Annotated in this window: 8 protein-coding genes and 1 rRNA gene (1 of these 9 only partly in view); 3 read left to right on the forward strand and 6 right to left on the reverse strand. The window is 56.5% G+C overall.

Features of this window, described 5'->3' with window-relative positions; genetic code table 11:
- The 5 genes from H4317_RS16820 to H4317_RS16840 form a co-directional block, all read right to left on the reverse strand.
- Window positions 1-91: ribosomal RNA gene (locus H4317_RS16820) — 16S ribosomal RNA — on the reverse strand (it extends 1,422 nt beyond the left edge of the window).
- 771 nt (window positions 92-862) lie between these two features.
- Window positions 863-2,032 carry a serine hydrolase gene (locus H4317_RS16825; RefSeq protein WP_185887714.1) on the reverse strand — a complete coding sequence of 390 codons (1,170 nt, stop codon included), beginning with the start codon at window positions 2,030-2,032 and terminating at the stop codon, window positions 863-865.
- Window positions 2,033-2,341: 309 nt separating this feature from the next.
- Window positions 2,342-3,550 carry a hypothetical protein gene (locus H4317_RS16830; protein ID WP_185887715.1) on the reverse strand — a complete coding sequence of 403 codons (1,209 nt, stop codon included), beginning with the start codon at window positions 3,548-3,550 and terminating at the stop codon, window positions 2,342-2,344.
- Between the two features lie 159 nt (window positions 3,551-3,709).
- Window positions 3,710-8,617 carry a beta strand repeat-containing protein gene (locus H4317_RS16835; protein WP_185887716.1) on the reverse strand — a complete coding sequence of 1,636 codons (4,908 nt, stop codon included), beginning with the start codon at window positions 8,615-8,617 and terminating at the stop codon, window positions 3,710-3,712.
- Between the two features lie 143 nt (window positions 8,618-8,760).
- On the reverse strand, window positions 8,761-9,225 hold the full coding sequence (locus H4317_RS16840; RefSeq protein WP_185887717.1) for a GNAT family N-acetyltransferase: 465 nt from the start codon (window positions 9,223-9,225) through the stop codon (window positions 8,761-8,763).
- A 164-nt stretch (window positions 9,226-9,389) separates the two neighbouring features.
- Between H4317_RS16840 and H4317_RS16845 the strand changes: the two genes are divergently transcribed.
- The gene (locus H4317_RS16845; protein WP_185887718.1) at window positions 9,390-10,790 is read left to right on the forward strand and encodes a PQQ-dependent sugar dehydrogenase; all 1,401 of its coding nucleotides are present in this window, start codon (window positions 9,390-9,392) and stop codon (window positions 10,788-10,790) included.
- 80 nt (window positions 10,791-10,870) lie between these two features.
- Here the strand turns inward: H4317_RS16845 and H4317_RS16850 are convergent, their stop codons facing one another.
- Window positions 10,871-13,390, reverse strand: a complete 2,520-nt coding sequence (locus tag H4317_RS16850; RefSeq protein ID WP_185887719.1) for a fibronectin type III domain-containing protein — start codon at window positions 13,388-13,390, stop codon at window positions 10,871-10,873.
- A gap of 454 nt (window positions 13,391-13,844) precedes the next feature.
- On the opposite strand from H4317_RS16850, the gene H4317_RS16855 reads away from it, so the two are divergent.
- Both H4317_RS16855 and H4317_RS16860 read left to right on the forward strand, forming a co-directional pair.
- Window positions 13,845-16,199 (forward strand): T9SS type B sorting domain-containing protein, encoded by a 2,355-nt coding sequence (locus H4317_RS16855; protein WP_185887720.1) that lies wholly within the window; start codon window positions 13,845-13,847, stop codon window positions 16,197-16,199.
- A gap of 268 nt (window positions 16,200-16,467) precedes the next feature.
- The gene (locus H4317_RS16860) at window positions 16,468-17,835 is read left to right on the forward strand and encodes an Nramp family divalent metal transporter (protein WP_185887721.1); all 1,368 of its coding nucleotides are present in this window, start codon (window positions 16,468-16,470) and stop codon (window positions 17,833-17,835) included.
- The last annotated feature ends 10 nt before the right edge of the window (window positions 17,836-17,845 follow it).

The raw sequence follows: 17,845 nt of genomic DNA on the forward strand, positions 1-17,845 counted from the left end.
CGCCACTAGTGTATTGCTACACCCGTTCGACTTGCATGTATTAGGCCTGCCGCTAGCGTTCATCCTGAGCCAGGATCAAACTCTCCATTGTATAAAAATCCTAATCTGTGGCGAACCACAGACGATGTCGAGTGCTGATCCGACTCGTGTTAACGAGCTGTTTACTTCTTATTTCTACGCGTGGTCTTCTCTCGTGTTCCTGCGCCGAAGCCCAGGGAAAGAAGCCCTTTCATTTGTCTTTCCATCCATTCAAAGAACGTGCGTCGTTTCGCATTTGAAACAACGTAGTGACTCTACTTGTGAGTCGGTGTGCCGGCTTCCGATCGAAGCGGGCTGCAAAGGTAACACCGTTTTTGCTACAACCAAGAAAAAGATGTTCTTTTTTTCTTGGCCTGTCCGCTCCGCCTCTCGGTCGAGGCGCGGCGGGCTGCAAAGGTAACTCCCTTTTCTGACTTTCCAAATCCTGCCAGAAAAACGTTTTAGGGTTTTTCTCAGAACTCGTGCCGCCTCCGATCGAAGCGGGCTGCAAAGGTAGCAGCTTCTTTTCTTTGTTTGCAAGCACGCAAGCAAACTTTTTTTTCGAAGCGGGTTCCGTTTCCTTCCGAAGCGGGCTGCAAAGGTAAGTAGACTTTTCTACGTTTGCTACCCCGCCACTTAACTTTCTTTTCCGGCCCGGCTAGCCAGGCCTCCCCTCCGCGTTTCGGATTGGGAGTGCAAAAGTAGGCAGCGTATACCAGGTTTGCAACACTACTGGCCAACTTTTCTACCCCTAGCTGCGCAGCGGGCCATCCAGCGGGTGCCCCGGACGCTGTGACAGAACTACTTATCCGAAGCCGTTAGTTCACTACGAAGTAAAAAAATGTTAGCGCGCCATTTCTACGCTGAAGAAATCGGTTAAATCTGGGGCATATAAGCGAGGACGTGTAGTTTCATAGTGGTGTATGACTTGGCCTAGTCGCTTTAGAAAAGGCAATCCAACGCTGGTGTATTCGTAGGCACCGTCGTTGATAATGCCATCCTTATTCACGTAGATGACAGCGCTGAGCATAAACTCACTATTCCGGGTAGAGTCGGCGAAGTAGGCTACATCGGCGAGGTAGCCGTGTGACATGCCTACTACATTATATATGTGTACTGCAGATTCAGCAGGTACTTTGGGACTGCGTCCGTAGTAGAGGTACTTTTTGTAGGCATCAAAATACATTTCGGAAGTATAGGGCTGATAACCGGAGCCATGTGGAGTCTGGTGCAGATAGTGGCGCAGGAAGGCATAATCGGCAGCATTGAGCTGAAATTGCTGGTTAGCTGGTATAGCCTCTGGGAATATGATGGCCTTCAGAATATCAGTTACGTTCTGGAGGGGCAGATAATTGGCGGTGGTGAAGTCATATGGTTTCTGAATAATACGGCCACCAGCTTGATGAGCTTTGCCTTTGAGAACTTGGCCTAGCGGATAGTTGAATGCTGTGGCATTGAAAACGGCTTTTTGCTGATAGACTAGCTGCTTCGTGGTGGAGCTGTAGAAGTCGATGGGATTGGTGTGTCGATTAGCAACTGTGTCGCAGGGCGCAAAACGGCGTACAATGCGGGCCTCGGGGTAGCCAAGCTGCGCTAGTCGCTCATTAAGTGGGCGCTGACCTAGAAACTCATACAGACGGTTGTAAGCTCCGTTGTCGCTGACGAGCAACATGCGCTTGATGTAGTTCCCAACTGTATTGACGCGGTCAGAATCTGCGGCCGGATTGTAGGCAGCCGCCGTCTGGCACCGAAAGGCTGTGCGGGTTGCCATGGCACTACGCCGGTTGAGTCCGGGCTGCTTCAGAAGATTGAGCTTTTCGAGTGCCAGCGCAGCAGTTGGTAGCTTCACTAAGCTGGCCGGATTGAAATACTGCTGGGCGTTGAGGTGGAAGGAATGCTGAACGAAATGTGGTTGATTCTGCGCGTCTCGGTTGATTTGGGTATAGATGATCTGCAATTCGTAGTCGGAAGCGCGAGCGACGATAGGCGCTAAGCTGGCATCGGTACGGAGCAAACTATCAAGCAAGGGACTATCTGGTGAGGCCTGAACTGCAGAATGTGACTGACGAGGTACGGAGATACCACCTACCAGTACAAAGGGCCCTGCTACAACAAGTAGCGCCGAAACAACTACCAGAAGAAAATAAGAGGAGCGCATCAGAAGTTGTATTGTCCCAAACGGTTTAAACGCAGAAAGAGGGCATCAGGAGTGCTATTTCGCCCACAGTACGGGCAAACCCAGCAGCGAAGAAGCCACAACCGAGGCTGTGGCTTCCAATGCACTCTATATACTATAGAGTAGTACGCATAAATTAGGAAGAAACTAAAGTGCCTGCTGTCGGCGGGCTAGGAGCAGATTGGAATCGTTCTGACGCCAGTTGTAGCCGGTGCCGAACGGCAGAGGACGCGGCCGGTTGGTGGTATCGGCGTAGGCTTTGGTCAGCTCGGGCTGGTAGCGGTTGGCAAACAGGTTGATGGGCCGCTTGTAGGTGCCATAGTACGTTAGGTGCCAATCGGTGGGGCGGAAATACTTCATGGCAATGCCGGAGTCGTCCTGCAAAATGTAGTTGCTCTGCTGCAGAATGAGGTTGCGGACTTTGCTGAAATACGCTTTGTGCATCAGGTAGGTGGCCGACTTGATGTAGGTAGTGAAAGGCCCGAGGCTTTTGGCGTACTGCATCACAGCCTCCTTGTTGGTTCCCATCTTCCAGTCGCTGATGTCAGCGGAGAAGTAATATACCGTTTGCTCCTCCCCTGTTTTGCTGAGCATGGTCATTTCGACGCCGGGAATGACTTTGGGGCCGGGCTTGCGGATGATGGCACTGTCGGCGGCGGTAAGCTGGCCGTCGGTGTTGAGCTGTACATACCGAATATCCTGAATCTGGTGACCGGTGCGGGTGGCGAACAGCATCATTAGAGGCAGGGCGCCATCTAGCTCCAACGATTTAAGGTCGATGGCCATGTCGTTGGTGCGGAAGAAGCTGAAATTAAGCACTGACCAAAGCGAGGCTTTCACGGCCGGAAACAGCTTGGGGTTTTCGAGAGTAGCACGGCGCGGCACAGAGCCAACCGGCTCCAAGCCTACCAACACGTAGGTTTTGCTGCCCGGGAACATGGTCACCACATTCAGCAGATCGGGGCCACTGAATGGATAGAATACGGTGGAGCTGGCGGCCCGCACTGAATCCAGTTCGGTGGCAGCCCACTGCTCTATTTTGTTGGTGCGGGTTGTATGGTAGTTGGTCCAGCTTTTTTCTGCATCGGTAGCAAAGGCCTGCCAGGCGGGCAGCGCAGTGAGAGGACGCAAGGTGCTGCGTTGGCTCACCTGCTGGCCTGCCAGATAGGCGGCTACATCGTGGGTGTAGGCAGTATCGGGCCGGGCTGGGAGTGGTGGCGGCGCAGCTGCTGTGTCGGGCCGGGTGGCGGCTACAGGCGGGGCAGCTTGTTGCGTTTGAGGCTTCTTCTGCTCAGAGCAGGCAGCTAGCACTACCAGCACGGCCGGCAGAACAAGCCGATGGAAAGTAAACTTCATGGAGAGCAACAGAGGAATGTAAGAACTGAAAGCGCAGGCAATATTAGCAGTCCGCGCTTCAACGTGGGCCAGCGGCAGCAGAAATGGCGTGAGGGAGCATGAAAAAAGGGAAGGAAAGCTCCTCCCCTTTTTTTGGGTAAGCTATATGCAGCGCTGTTATTAGTCGAGCACCACTTTGCGGGTGATGGTGTGGCCCGCAACCTGTACGCGCAGCGTGTACAGCCCCTTAGCCAGATGCGCTACATCGAATGACTGCTTCACTACGCCAGCGCGCACGGCTACCGACTGGACAAGCACGGTCTGGCCAAGCGAGTTGATAAGCACTGTCTGGCCGCTAGTACTGCCACTGGCTCCACGAATATCGAGAGTGAATGAGCCGGTATGGCTGGGGTTGGGGTACACGCTGACCTCGCCGCCCGGCAACTCGTTTTTGCTGGATAGCACGCCAGTACCCGCCTGAATGGTAAAGGCGCCCTGTGGGTCGTTGGAGCCAAAGGCCGACACAGCCACGAAGTAGCGGGTAGCCGCCGACAGGTTGCTTACTACCAGACCGCTAGCGGCAGTGTTCGTGGCAGCAGCTCCCTGGCAGGCAATCTGGGTGAACGGCCCATTGCAGCTGGCCGCCGAGAATACCCGCACCTGGCCGGCTGGCCCCCTACCCACGACAATGCTTACTGGCGTAGCGGAGCCAGCCGGCGTCGTGAATTCAAACCATACGTCTTTGGGAGAGCTAGCCAGCACGCAGCCGATTGCAGAATAACCATTGGGAATGGTAAACGTAGCGCCTAAACTATTGCCAGAGACAACAGCGCCGTAAGTCCCCGTGCCCAGTGGCAGCGTAGTAGCGTTGCAGGGCTCATCGTTGACAGTGGGCGGAATCAGGGTCGTGAAGCTGGCCGTCACCGGCACCGACGTCTGGCCCACAGCGCAGCTGCTGACCACACTCACCGTGTACTGCGTCAAGCCCTGCAAGCCCGTCAGCTGCACCGGAGAACCTGTGCCCGTCACCGTCACGGCCGGACCCGTGCTGGGCGTGGCCACGACCGTGTAGCTGCTCACGCCCGTGATGGGCGCGAAGCTGACCGTGGCGCTGGTGCCGGTGATGTTGCTCACGGCCAGGTTGCTCACCCGCGCGCACGAGGCAATCGACACGTTGTCCAGACCAATATCGGTGGTGCCGTAATCGGAACGAGCCCGGAAGCGAATAACAGTAGTGGCCGAATTGCTACTCAAGGTCAACGTTTTTGGTTGGAAATTGGCTGCTACACCCAAGCGCAACAGTTGCGGGCCGAAGGTCAGGCCGCCATCAGTGGAAATCTGCACCGTCAGCGAGTCGGTGCCGCTGGTGTTGATGTAGTCAAAGCTCAGCTCCCGGTTGCCCGCGCCCGTCATGTTCACATACAAGTCCATCGTCCCGATCTGGCCGCTGGCGGCGTAGTATGTATGGAAGCGGGCTGAGTGAGCACTGCCCTGTGCGCCAGCCTGGGTATAGGCACCAACCGTTGGGCTGGTCCAGGCAGCGGCGGCGCCATCATCTTCGCGGCGCCAGGAGTTGTTGCCGGTCAGGGGCGTGTTGCGCCAGTTGTTGCTGGGCACGTCGCGCGTGTTGCACCGGCTGAGCCAAGTGCTTTCAAACGTCTCGTTGAACGGCACGGCCGCATACAGCGGCGTCACGCAGTCTGTCCGGAACGTAATAGGGCCAACATTTCCAGAAGAAGTGCCACCGCAGTCCTGGCGCACATAGAACTGGTATTCGGTGCTGGCGGTTAGGCCAGCAATAGTGGTGCTGGTACCCGTGATGCCAGTAAGCTGCTGGCTACCCACATCGCCCGGCGTGAAGCCCGTTGGACCATAGAACACGGTATAGGTGCCGGTACCGGCGCTGACCCACGATACGCTTGCTGAAGTGGCTGTGGTGCTTATTACCGCCAGACCTACCGGCGCCAGACAGCCATTCAACGATTCCACCCGCACGTTATCGATGCCGAGGTCGGAGGTGAAAGCAGTGGTTACTTTGGCGCGGAACCGAATGACAGTGGTAGCCGAAGTGCCCGCCAGCGTGATATTCTGAGCCTGGAACCCTTGAGCAACCGTTCCGCTAATGCCCAGCTTAGCCACGGCCGCCCCGAACGTATTGCCCCCATCATTTGACACAAAGACAAACAGCGAGTCGTTGCCGGCAGTGTTGATGTAGTCAAACAACAGACGTTTGGTGCCAGCAGCACTCAAATTGACGAACAGGTCGAGGCTGCCCACGGAATTGGCGCCAGCATAGTAGCTATGGAAGCGCGCGGAGCGGCTGCCTTGGCTGGCTGCGGGCGTATACACGCCAACCGTCGGGCTGGTCCAGCCGGCTGAAGCCCCATCATCGTCGCGGCGCCAGGAGGTATTGCCAGTGGCCGGGTCGTTGCGCCAGCTGGTGGTCGGAATGTCGCTGGTGTTACAGCCGCTGGCCCAGGTATTCTCGAAGCTTTCCAAAACCGGCAGCGTGGCGTAGGTAGGTGGCAAGCAGGCGGTGGTGAAGCTAAACGGACCCGCAGCCTGGCTTACGTCGCCGTTGCCGCAGTTTTTCACCACATAAAACTGATACGCTGTGTTTGGCGCCAAGCCAGTTGCGTTTACTGCAGCGCCGGTAGTGGTGAGGGTAGTGCCGGCTGTAGCCGGGTTGAAGCCCGGCGCGCCATAAATCACCGAGAAGCCAATACCAGCCGTACCCGGCATGAAGCTCAGGGTGGCACCGGTTGTGGTGATGTTGGCGGCGTTCAGGGCAGTGGGCGGAGCGCAGCTTGGAGCGGCTCCAACGGTGATAATGTAGTCTTCGGTTTCGCCCGAGCCAAAATTGACACAGGCGTCGCCGGCACCGTTCACGTTGCCAATGAGGCGGCTACGGATGCGCAGGCCTGTCTGGCCCAGAGGTGCGGTCAGCGGAATCGTGATGGTTGTAGTGGCGGGCTGGCCGGCAATGCTGCTGGTCGTGACCTGCGTCCATTCTGAAGCTTCAAACGTGCCGTTCTGGTTGAAATCAATCCAGGCAGAGATAATACCTGCTTCCGGCGTCGTGACGCCCAACTGGTAAGTCAGGCTCTGGAGCAGTGTGGTGGTGGTGGTGCCCGAAGCGGGGTACGAGGTATAGCCGCTGCCGTTGATGGTGTTGCACCCGGAGTTCAGGTTGCTCAGCGTAGAAATGGTGACGGACGCAATGTTGGCGTTGCCGGTTCCGCAGTAGGCCCCCAGATTGGTGTTGCAGTACGTGAAGGTTGAAGTCGTAGTGAACTTCACTACGGAGCAGCCTGTAGCCGCACCGTTGGCATTGCGCGGCACTATCCGGTAGTAGTAGTCGGTGTTGGCCTGCAGCGCAGCAGGCGTATACGATGTGGTAGTTTGGTTGCCGACAAAAGCGGGAGTTGCCGTGGTGCCGAAATACACGTCGTAGCTGGTAGCTACGCCGCCACCACTGGCCCACGTAATAGTAGGAGTGCGCGCTACGCTAGTGGCATTGTTAGCCGGCACGAAGTTGATAGCACAGTTCGGAGCGCCGCTCAGCACATCCAGCGCCACGTTATCAACGCCAATATCCGTCGTGAAAGTCGTCGTTACCTTGCCCTGAAAACGGACAACCGTGGTGGCCGAGGTAGAAGTAATGCTGGCACTTTGCGGCACTAAGCCTTGCGCCGCCGTACCGCTCATGCCCAACCGCAGCACCGGAGCGCCAAACGTGGCCCCGCCGTCCGTTGATACCAGAATTTTCAGCGAGTCATTGCCGGCGGTGTTGATGTAGTCGAACGTCAGCACTTTGTTGCCGGCAGCACTCATGTTCACATACAGGTCAAGGTTGCCGCTATTACCTGTGCCGGCATAGTAGCTGTGGAAGCGTGCGGAGCGGTTGCCCTGGCTGCCGGTAGGCGTATACAGCCCTACCGTTGGGCTGGTCCAGGCAGCGGAAATACCGTCATCGTCGCGGCGCCATGCATTGTTGCCCGACGCCGGATTGGCGCGCCAGCTAGCGGAGGCAGCATCACGCGTATCACACACATCGTTCCAGGCACTTTCGAAGCTCTGGGTCAGTGGCAGGGTAGCGTAGGCGGGCACATTCACGGACACCTGCACGGGCGCCGACGTAGCCGATTGGCCACTGCACGTGAGGCGGGCCCGGTAGTAGCGCGAGGCCGTGAGAGTCGGGGTTGTGTAGGTGGGGTTGGTAGCACCTGCAATGTCGGTGTACGCACTACCGTTGGCCGATTCCTGCCACTGGTAGTCCATGCCAGTGCCGTACGAAGCCCCCTGCAACGACAGCACAACGGTGGTGCCCGCACAAGGCGAGGTAGCAGAAGCCTGCGCGGTACCGGCCGTGGGCGGGGCTGAGCAAGGGCCACCAGGAGTGTAGGTGATGCGTAGCGTAGGCCGCCGGTCGCCATATGAGACGCTGGTCAGGCTGGTAGCGCCCGTCAGGGCTAGGTTGCTAGCGAAGCCCAAGCCGAAACCGACGGCAGGGTTGGTCACGAAATTGACGGGAGCAGAAGCCGAACCTTGCTTTTCCCAGTCGGTAAGCACCAATAGATTGCCACCTGTGTAGACGAAGGGTTGCGTCAGCGTAACACTAAAATAGTCGCCGGCTACGCCAGTTACCTGCTGCGTATTCGAACTATATACCGAGGACGCAGCAGCCGACAGTGTGCTCCACATTTGGGAGGTACCTAAGCCGGCTAGGCCCGAGTTTTCCAGTAATATGGTGAAGGTGTTGGTGCCCGTCACAGTCCCAGCATCCGATTTCAGCCAAGCCAGCGCCGTGATGGTAGCGCCGGCCGGCAGTCCTAGTTCGGCTGGCGTGTAGAGGTGGGCGTAGCGGGAGTAGTTGAATAGAGAACCTGCATCATTGGCCGAACGATAAATAGGCCCGTACAGGTAGGAACTGGTTGCGGGTGCGCCCACCGGCACCCCAGTAGACCCAACGGTAACCGTCTGGGCCCGGGCACCAGTTGCCGCGTATAGCCAGAATAATAGCAACAGCGGCCAGCAGCCAATAGCCGAACGACAGGACACCTGACACGCGAGTAAGCGTAGATGCATAGAGTAGGAGGTAAAAGTGAAAAATAGTGCTGCCCGAAGTCAGTTCAATTCTAATTTGGGCTAAATATACCTTGAGGCAGCCATTAGCTTTTGCCTATTTTTTATTGGCTTATTGCCTCTCCTGCTTACGAGCAGCAGTGAGGTTAATTTGCCGTTTCTGCCCCGTAAGGGTTTGGAAGCCGGATTTCCAGAAACCGGTCCGGTGCGGCCAGCGGAGCAAACCCGAACTGGGTATAGAGGCTGTGGGCGTCGAGAGTAGCCAGCATGCGGCGGCGCAGCCCTTGCAGCTCAGCCTGTGCCCACACCACCTGCATCAGCCACTTGGAGAGCCCCTGCCCTCGATACGCCGGCAGCACAAATACGTCGCAGAGCCAGGCAAACGTCGCGTAGTCTGTCACGACTCGTGCAAAGCCAGCCTGCTGGCCATCTGGTGCATACAATCCGAAGCACAGAGAATTGGCAATAGCCTTTTCCAACAGAGGCAGCGGTATATTCTTTGCCCAATACGACTCTTCCGCCAGATACTGATGGATGGCCGCTACATCAAGCCGGGAAGAGTCAGTGCTGATGGTGAAACCAGCAGGATGCTGTAAATCGGGAATCGACATAGCAGACAGTTGAAGCAGGAAGGAGTGGTTGAATAAACACTGCCAGGCAGGTCCGGGCTCAGCAAATCTACACGTGAATACCTAACGGAGTTTGTGGCCAAAAACCAATGACGCGCATTCCTAGTATGACAATTATAGTTCCTTCACCATCAACTCCTTTCATTATGAAACGCATTGCTACTCTACTGCTGCTGGCGGGCTTGGCAGGGCCAGCCTGCGCCCAGCAGAATCCGGCGCTGGCCACCTATCCGGTAGGCACCACTACCCTCACGCTTTCCGCACTGAGCACCGGACTTGATACGCCATGGGAAATTCTGTGGGGCCCCGACGGTTTTCTGTGGATGACGGAGCGCGGCGGGCGCATCAGCCGCGTGAATACTACGACCGGCCAGGTACTACCGCTGCTGACTGTGGCCGACGTAACTGAAACCGGCGAGAGTGGCTTGCTGGGCATGGCGCTCCACCCCGATTTCAGCCTTAGCCCTTATGTATACATCGTATACAACTACACGGAAACTGGTACTCTAAAGGAAAAGCTGGTGCGCTACACGTACTCGGCCACGGCGGGCACGCTCTCCAACCCGCTGGTACTACTCGGCAACCTGCCCGCTACCACCACGCACAGCGGTTCCCGCCTGCTCATCTTGCCCGACCAGACGTTGCTGATGACGACCGGCGACGCGCAGCTTCAGCCAGAAGCGCAGAACATTGCCTCACTCAATGGCAAGATCCTGCGGCTGAATCTGGACGGCACGGTACCGGCCAACAACCCGACACCCGGCAGCCCGGTGTATACGTTGGGGCACCGCAATCCGCAGGGCCTGGTCCGGGCAGCAATAGGCCGCCTCTATAGCTCGGAGCACGGACCCAACAACGACGACGAAGTGAACCTGATTGAACCCGGCCGCAACTATGGCTGGCCTAACGTGGAAGGCTTCTGCAACCTGCCAGCCGAGCAAACCTTCTGCACCGCCAACAACGTGCGTGAGCCTTTAGTGGCCTACACTCCTACCCTGGCAGTAGCTGGCATTGCGGCTTATAGCAATCCGGCTATTCCGCAATGGAATAACTCGCTGCTTATGGTCAGCCTGAAAGCCGGTACTCTCACAAATTTGCAGCTCAACACTGCCGGCGACCAGGTAACCAGCCAAGCCAATATCTGGACCGGCACTTACGGCCGCATGCGCGCTATTTGTGTCTCACCACAGGGGCGCGTCTATATCGGTACCAGCAACCGAGACGGCCGGGGAGCACCAGCCACCACCGACGACCGTATTCTGGTGCTTGAAAACCGTGCCTACACGCCCAATTCTGTACGCAGCCGCCAGTCTGATGCGTTGGCTCTGTGGCCTAACCCGGCGGCGGGCTCAGTTTCAGTTCGGTTGCCGGAACCTGCCAGCAGCTCGCTCACGATACATGATGCGCTGGGCCGTGTTGTTCAGACCGTAGCCATGGCCGGCCGCAAAGAAGCCACCCTTGATATCCGCCGATTGGCCCCAGGCCTCTACATGCTGCAGACACAGATGGGCAACAATGTGCTTGCCCGCCAACTGGTGGTGGAATAAGCTCTCCACGCCACTCTACCACACAAAAAAAGAGCGACGCTGGGCGTCGCTCTTTTTTATTCAGGACCTGTAAAGCCGAACTAGTCGAGCACCACCTTACGAGTGATGGTATTTTCGCCGACTTGCAGTCGCAGGGTGTAGAAGCCCTTAGCCAAACCCTGTACGGGCAGCGCTTGGTCTACAGAGCCACCACGTACTGGTACTTGCTGGATCATCACGCGCTGGCCCAATGCATTCAGCATTTCTGCTTTTACCGAGCTAGTCGTGTTGATTCCGCGCAGGCTCAACGTCAGAGTACCGTCGTGGCTGGGGTTCGGGTACACACTAACCTCACCTTGCGGCAACTGCCCTATACCTGTAGAAAGGATAGTGGCAACTGCAATAGTGAACGGTCCTTGTGCATCGCTCGAGCCGAAGCCTGATACCGAGATGTAGTAGGTAGTACCGGCTGTCAGAGCAGGCAGAGTCAGTTGGCCGGCCGCAGTGTTGGGGCCAGCGCTGCCTTGGCAAGCAATCTGGGTGAACGGGCCGTTGCAGCTGGCCGCTGAGAATAGCCGTACTTGCCCAGCCGGGTTACCAGTCACCTGCACCGACAAGGTATTGGAAGAAGCAGGGGCAACAAACCGGAACCATACGTCCTTCGGATTGGCGGCCGTAGAGCAGCCAGGGTTGGCGTAGCCGTTGGCAACAGTAGCAGTAGCACCGAGGTTAGAAGACGCTAGCGGTGCGCTGCCAGTAGTCAGCGTAGTAGCGTTGCAGGGCTCATCGTTGACAGTAGGCGGAATCAGGGTCGTGAAGCTGGCCGTCACCGGCACCGACGTCTGGCCCACAGCGCAGCTGCTCACCACACTCACCGTGTACTGCGTCAAGCCCTGCAAGCCCGTCAGCTGCACCGGAGAACCTGTGCCCGTCACCGTCACGGCCGGACCCGTGCTGGGCGTGGCCACGACCGTGTAGCTGCTCACGCCCGTGATGGGCGCGAAGCTGACCGTGGCGCTGGTGCCGGTGATGTTGCTCACGGCCAGGTTGCTCACCCGCGCGCACGAGGCAATCGACACGTTGTCCAGACCAATATCGGTCGAGCCATAGTCGGCGCGGGCCCGGAAGCGGATAACAGTACTAGCCGAAGTCGTGTTCAGCGCCAGTGTTTTAGGCTGCCAGGCCGTAGCCAAGCCAAAGCGCAACAGTTGCGGGCCAAAGGTCAGGCCGCCATCGGTGGAAATCTGCACCGTCAGCGAGTCGGTGCCGCTGGTGTTGATGTAGTCGAAGCTCAGCTCGCGGTTGCCCGCGCCCGTCATGTTCACATACAAATCCATCGTCCCGATCAAGCCGGCGCTGGAATAGCCGCTGTGAAAACGGGCCGAGTGAGCACTGCCCTGTGCGCCGGTTGGCGAGTACAGATAGCTGCCAACCAAGTCCCAGGCGGCAGCAGCACCATCATCTTCGCGGCGCCAGGAGTTGTTGCCGGTCAGGGGCGTGTTGCGCCAGTTGTTGCTGGGCACGTCGCGCGTGTTGCACCGGCTGAGCCAAGTACTTTCAAACGTCTCGTTGAACGGCACGGCCGCATACAGCGGCGTCACGCAGTCTGTCCGGAACGAGCCAGCGTTGGAGCGGGCTGAAGTGCTGCCCGAGCAGATCTGCGTCACGTAGAACTGATATTCGGTGCTGGCAGTAAGGCCCGGAATGGTTACCGAGTTAGTCGCGCTGGTAATAGTCTGCCCGCCAGTACCCGGTGTGAAGCCTGTAGGACCGTAGTTGATGGAGAACGTGCCACTACCACCCGTCACGGTCCAGCTTACAACAGCGGAGTTAGCCGTAGTAGAAGTTACCGTCAGGTTGCGTGGCGTTGGGCAGCCGGTAGCCGGAGGCGGCGTAAAGGCATACACTTGGCCAGAAGCAGGAACCGTGGCAATCGACGTGGTTTCCACCGTAGAGCTGGCCGTAGGCGAGGCGCTGGTATTGTTCAGCGAGAGGAAGTCAACAGGTGTTGAGGTTCCCGATATGCCGATGGAGGCCGAGGCCGAGTTAGGCGTGCCATTTTCGGGGCGGTACACAAACTCCACGCGGTTGGTGGTTTCGTAGAGCTTCACCTGAAACGAGACGACTGGCGCAGTAGCACTGTAGTTCCATTCCCAGCTCAGCCACTCGAAGGTGAACACGCGGTTCGGGGCCGTGCCTGTGGTCTGGTACTTGGCGGCGCTACCGGTTCCTTCACCGGCCAAGTCGTCCCAGAGGGGCGCTACCAGCGGGCGAATAGCGGCAGCAGCGGCGTCCAGGTCGTTGGTCAGGCTGCTGGAGGCGGCACTGTTGAACGAGAGAAAGCCGTTGGAGCTGGCGTACACGTTGGTGTAGGGCACACCATCGAAGGCAAACGAAAAGCCGATGGGAATAGCGCCCGATATGGCATCGTCATCCTGCACCGCTGCTACTACCGTAGCCGTAGTTGGCAGCGGAGTGAACGTACCCTGGGAAGCGGCAAACTGGTAGGTATCTACCTGGGCCTGTGCTGTACTCATTGCCAGCCCTAAACCAGCTACGGTAGCCAAAGCTCTACCCCAGTAGGTGCGAGCCCGAACTTTAGTCTGTAAAAGTTTCTGCATGCTTGCTAAGTGTTTGAATGGTTGGGTGAAAAAAGAAATGTATCTGGGCGGTATGAAGCTGTAATAAATAGAAAAAACCGCCTATTACATAACCTAACTCCTATTTATTCATCAAAACTTCTCTCTTCTCAGCCACAAGAGCCAACCACTCTATAGCCGAAACCCGATGTTTCTTTAGAACTCCTGTGAGAAAAGCAGTAGGTCACTGACATTACTTGTTAATGCCAGCTACTCATCTACTGTCGAGTTTAGTTTTTAGAGTATTACTTCTGCAATAAATCCCATAATTATGTTATAAATCTCCTAGTTTGAATCATATTCAAGGCATGATTCTTGTGCCTTATTTTTCTAAATGACTGTAGAGTGTATGGTCATTGGAGGAAAATGTGTTTATCTTACCGCTGCGTTTTTCCTCCACCCTGTTTTGTTTCTTTTCCTCACTAACAATTCACCCATGCAAAAACTGTTACGTGCCACCTACCTGCTGGTCACGGCGTTGTGTTTGACTCTTGTCGGGATGCAATCCGTCGAAGCTTCCCACTTTCAGGGTGGGCAGTTGACCTACGAATCCTTAGGCAACAACCGCTACCGCCTTATCCTGCGCGTATTCCGGGATTGCAGCGGCTCTGACCTTTATACCACTGCCCGGTTTGTTTGCCGGCCAACCGGCTGTACTACCACAGGCCCGCTGGTGCAGACTTATACAGTACCTCTGAAGGGAGGCTCTACCATCGGTTCTCCGTACTGCGCTACCGCTCCCGGCGGCACCAGCCCCTGCGACGCCGGCCTGCCCACCAACTACGAAACCGGCCGCTACGACACCGTTGTGACGCTGAACCCCGCCGCCGAATGGCGCATCAGCGTAGAAGACAACGCCCGCCCGGAACTGGCCAACATCAACGGCAATACCAACATCTACTACGAGGCTACGCTGAACAACCTGGCGAACGGCCAGACCATTCAGAACAACTCGCCCCAATTTGACCTGCTGAACGTTCCGGTACCGTTCGTGTGCTGGAAGCAGCAGACTACCCTCAACTTTACGGCTACGGATATTGATGGTGATGAATTGGTGTACTCGCTGGACCGCCCACTGGTGAGCTGCAACAACCCCAACACGTATAATTCAATAGGTGCCGGAACTGGTGGTGTAATTGTGTTGCCCCCCGAAAACGGCCAGCCGTGCGTAGCTATTCTGCCTACTGCTCTGGGCTCCTACAGCCCCACGTTCCCTATTGCTTCTTTCTCAGTAACTGGTAACTGCCCAGCAAAAACGGCTGTTCCCGATTTCCGCTTTAACGCCAGCAACGGCAGCTTTACGTTCACCCCCTACCTCTACACTCCAGGCACTACTACAGCGCAGCAGGCGCAAAACAAGTATGTAGTAGTAGGTAAAGTGTCGGAATACCGGGTTATCAACGGTGTGCGTACGCTCATCGGTTCGGTACGTCGCGACATTCTGGTGGTAGTTATCGACTGCTCGAATGCTATTCCAGGCGCTCCTGTTGCTACCGGCAACAACACCAACTCCGGTGTTTCCATCGTTAACTCCGTCGACTCGACTTTCATTGAAGCTTCGACCTGCAACTACACTCGTGTTCTGGTTCGTTTCACCGACCCGAATCCTGCTGACTTGCTGACGGTAACGTTCCCTCCCCTCGACCCAGGCACTCCGCTGCCAGGCCAGCCTCAGCTGCCTACTTATCTGCCACAGGACGTAGGGACTTTCCGGGTAATTGGCCAGGGCACGCGCAATCCGATTGGTATATTCGATATCCAGCCCGACGTACTGTTCACAAACCAGACGTTCCGCATTCCGGTACAGATCCGCGACAACGGTTGCCCAATCATCGGTCAGCAGACCCGTATCATCGTGCTGTCGGTGAAGCAGCGCAACCCAGCCAAAGTAGTAGCAGCAACGGCCCAGCCTTTCGTGTGCGCCGGTACTCCCGTAAACCTGACGGCCACTCCTACCCGTCCTGACTCCGTATTGGTCAACATTGGTACGCCAAGCGCCTCCGGTAAGTTAGCCACCTACACCTACCAGTGGAGCGCGGCCAATGGTCTGGCTACTGCCGACCAGAACAAGCAAAACGTTACGGTACGCCCGACTCAGACCACGCGCTACTACGTGCGGATTAATGCCACGGACTTCCGTCAGTTCCCGGTAGCTACCTGCGTAGATACCACCTCTATTCTGGTGCGCGTTGCGCCTCCAGTAACTGCTAACTTCACTGCTACTGGCCGCCCCGGATTCAATTTGGATGGTATCACCAGCAAAGAGAGTGTGCCGCCGCGTATCTTCTCCTTCGTGAATACCTCGAAAGGCAACAACCCTTCGCCGGCCGATACGGCTTCCGTTACTTCCCGCTGGACGTACCAGCGCACCGCTGACGCTAACGGCAACCCCGTAACGGAAACGGCACAAGTATTCTCGAACCGCTTTACTCCCCGCGACCTGACCCTACGTGAAGGTGGTACATATGTATTCACGCTGCGCCTTTCGAACCGCGCTGGTACTACCGAGTGTACGCCAAGCCTGAAAACGCAGGAGGTTAAAGTTCCGAGCCTGGTTATCCCGAACGTCTTCACGCCCAACAAAGACGGCAAAAACGACGTGTTCGTGCTGACAACTGAAGAAGTAGGCAGCAAGGTGCAGATCTTCAACCGTTGGGGCCGCCTGATTAAGGAGTATGCCAACTACCAGAACAACTGGGATGGTGGTGAGCAGCCTGCAGGCGTTTACTACTACCTGTTGACCGACAAGAGCGGTAAAACCACGAAAGGCTGGGTAGAGCTGGCTCGCTAGTTCAACTCTCTGCTTTCTTACAAAGGCCCCGCGAATCTCGCGGGGCTTTTTTGTGTGTCGTGTGCTACCCTCCAACCTATTATGACTTTAAGATACCAGACAGCCAGTAGCTCTTTTGCAGCAGTAAGGCAGCGGTAGGAAGCCCCAATTCATATTTTACACGTATCGGCAAACCTTTTCTCACCAGTCATAGTATTTATGTTGCCTTAAAAATATTTTTAGACAAGTCTAAAAACTATATTTGCTTGTCTGTTTCGCTACACACCTCATGACCCCAGCACTACAACCGCCTCCGACCCGGCCAGTACCACCTGCCGACGCGGGCTGGCGGCGCGCCCGCACTTCGGTTTCTCTGAGTGAAGTGCATGCTAGCATCAAAGTTCCGGCTACTGATGCCTCCTTCTGGCGCAAGATGAGGGCCTTTTGGGGACCTGGCTTGATGGTGGCTGTAGGCTATATGGACCCTGGCAACTGGGCTACTGATATTGCCGGTGGGTCGCAGTTTGGCTATACGCTGCTGTCGGTTATTCTGGTATCCAATCTGTTTGCCATGCTGTTGCAGCATCTGGCAGCCAAACTGGGTATCGTGACTGGGCGCGACCTGGCACAGGCCTGCCGGGACCATTTTCCCAAGCCGGTTTCCATGGTGCTGTGGTTTCTGTGCGAAATAGCCATTGCCGCCTGCGACCTTGCTGAAGTCATCGGTTCGGCCATTGCCCTGAATCTGCTCTTTGGTCTTCCGCTACCATGGGGCGTAGTGCTTACCATTCTGGACGTGCTGGTCGTGTTGCTGTTTCAGAGTCGTGGATTTCGTGTGATTGAAAGCATTATTGCTGGTCTGACAGTCGTAATTTTTGGATGCTTCCTATACGAAATCATTGTATCGGACCCTGATTACTTCGGAATTCTGGGTGGCTTAGTACCACAGCCGCAAGTCGTGACCAACCCCAAGATGCTCTACATTGCCATCGGAATTCTGGGCGCTACGGTCATGCCCCATAACCTCTATCTGCATTCGAGCATCGTGCAGACACGTGCCATTGAGCAGACGGAGCCCGGCAAACGCATGGCCATCAAGTTTGCAACCATCGACTCGACCGTTGCGCTTTTCCTCGCTTTTTTCGTGAATGCGGCTATCCTCATTACAGCTGCAGCGGCATTCCACCGCAATGGCCTACACGATGTAGCCGATATCAGCGACGCACACAAACTGCTGGCCCCAGTGCTGGGTGCCGGCGCAGCCAGCGCTGTGTTTGCGGTGGCGCTACTAGCATCCGGCCAGAACTCCACACTGACAGGTACACTGGCTGGGCAGATTGTGATGGAAGGCTTTCTGGATCTGAAGCTGCGTCCTTGGTTGCGACGCCTTATTACCCGGGCTATTGCGGTGGTGCCAGCGCTTATCGTGACGCTGATTTACGGCGAGAAAGGCACTGGGGAACTACTGGTGCTCAGCCAGGTCATCCTATCCTTTCAGTTGAGCTTTGCGGTGGTGCCGCTGGTGCTTTTTACCAGCAGTAAAGCCAAAATGGGCGTATTCGTGAACCGACCATGGGTGCAGGTGCTAGCTTGGATAGTGTCCGGCATTATCATCGTGCTGAATGTGTACTTGCTGTACGAGACATTTTTCGGATAATCTCCCCAGA

The sequence above is a fragment of the Hymenobacter sediminicola genome (genome assembly GCF_014250515.1).
Classification (GTDB): Bacteria; Bacteroidota; Bacteroidia; order Cytophagales; family Hymenobacteraceae; genus Hymenobacter; species Hymenobacter sediminicola.

Bases quoted from the DNA above. Each gene is read 5' to 3' on its own strand.
- H4317_RS16830 (WP_185887715.1), bottom strand. From the start codon at position 3,550: ATGAAGTTTACTTTCCATCGGCTTGTTCTGCCGGCCGTGCTGGTAGTG.
- H4317_RS16835 (WP_185887716.1), bottom strand. From the start codon at position 8,617: ATGCATCTACGCTTACTCGCGTGTCAGGTGTCCTGTCGTTCGGCTATT.
- H4317_RS16840 (WP_185887717.1), bottom strand. From the start codon at position 9,225: ATGTCGATTCCCGATTTACAGCATCCTGCTGGTTTCACCATCAGCACT.
- H4317_RS16845 (WP_185887718.1), top strand. From the start codon at position 9,390: ATGAAACGCATTGCTACTCTACTGCTGCTGGCGGGCTTGGCAGGGCCA.
- H4317_RS16850 (WP_185887719.1), bottom strand. From the start codon at position 13,390: ATGCAGAAACTTTTACAGACTAAAGTTCGGGCTCGCACCTACTGGGGT.
- H4317_RS16855 (WP_185887720.1), top strand. From the start codon at position 13,845: ATGCAAAAACTGTTACGTGCCACCTACCTGCTGGTCACGGCGTTGTGT.
- H4317_RS16860 (WP_185887721.1), top strand. From the start codon at position 16,468: ATGACCCCAGCACTACAACCGCCTCCGACCCGGCCAGTACCACCTGCC.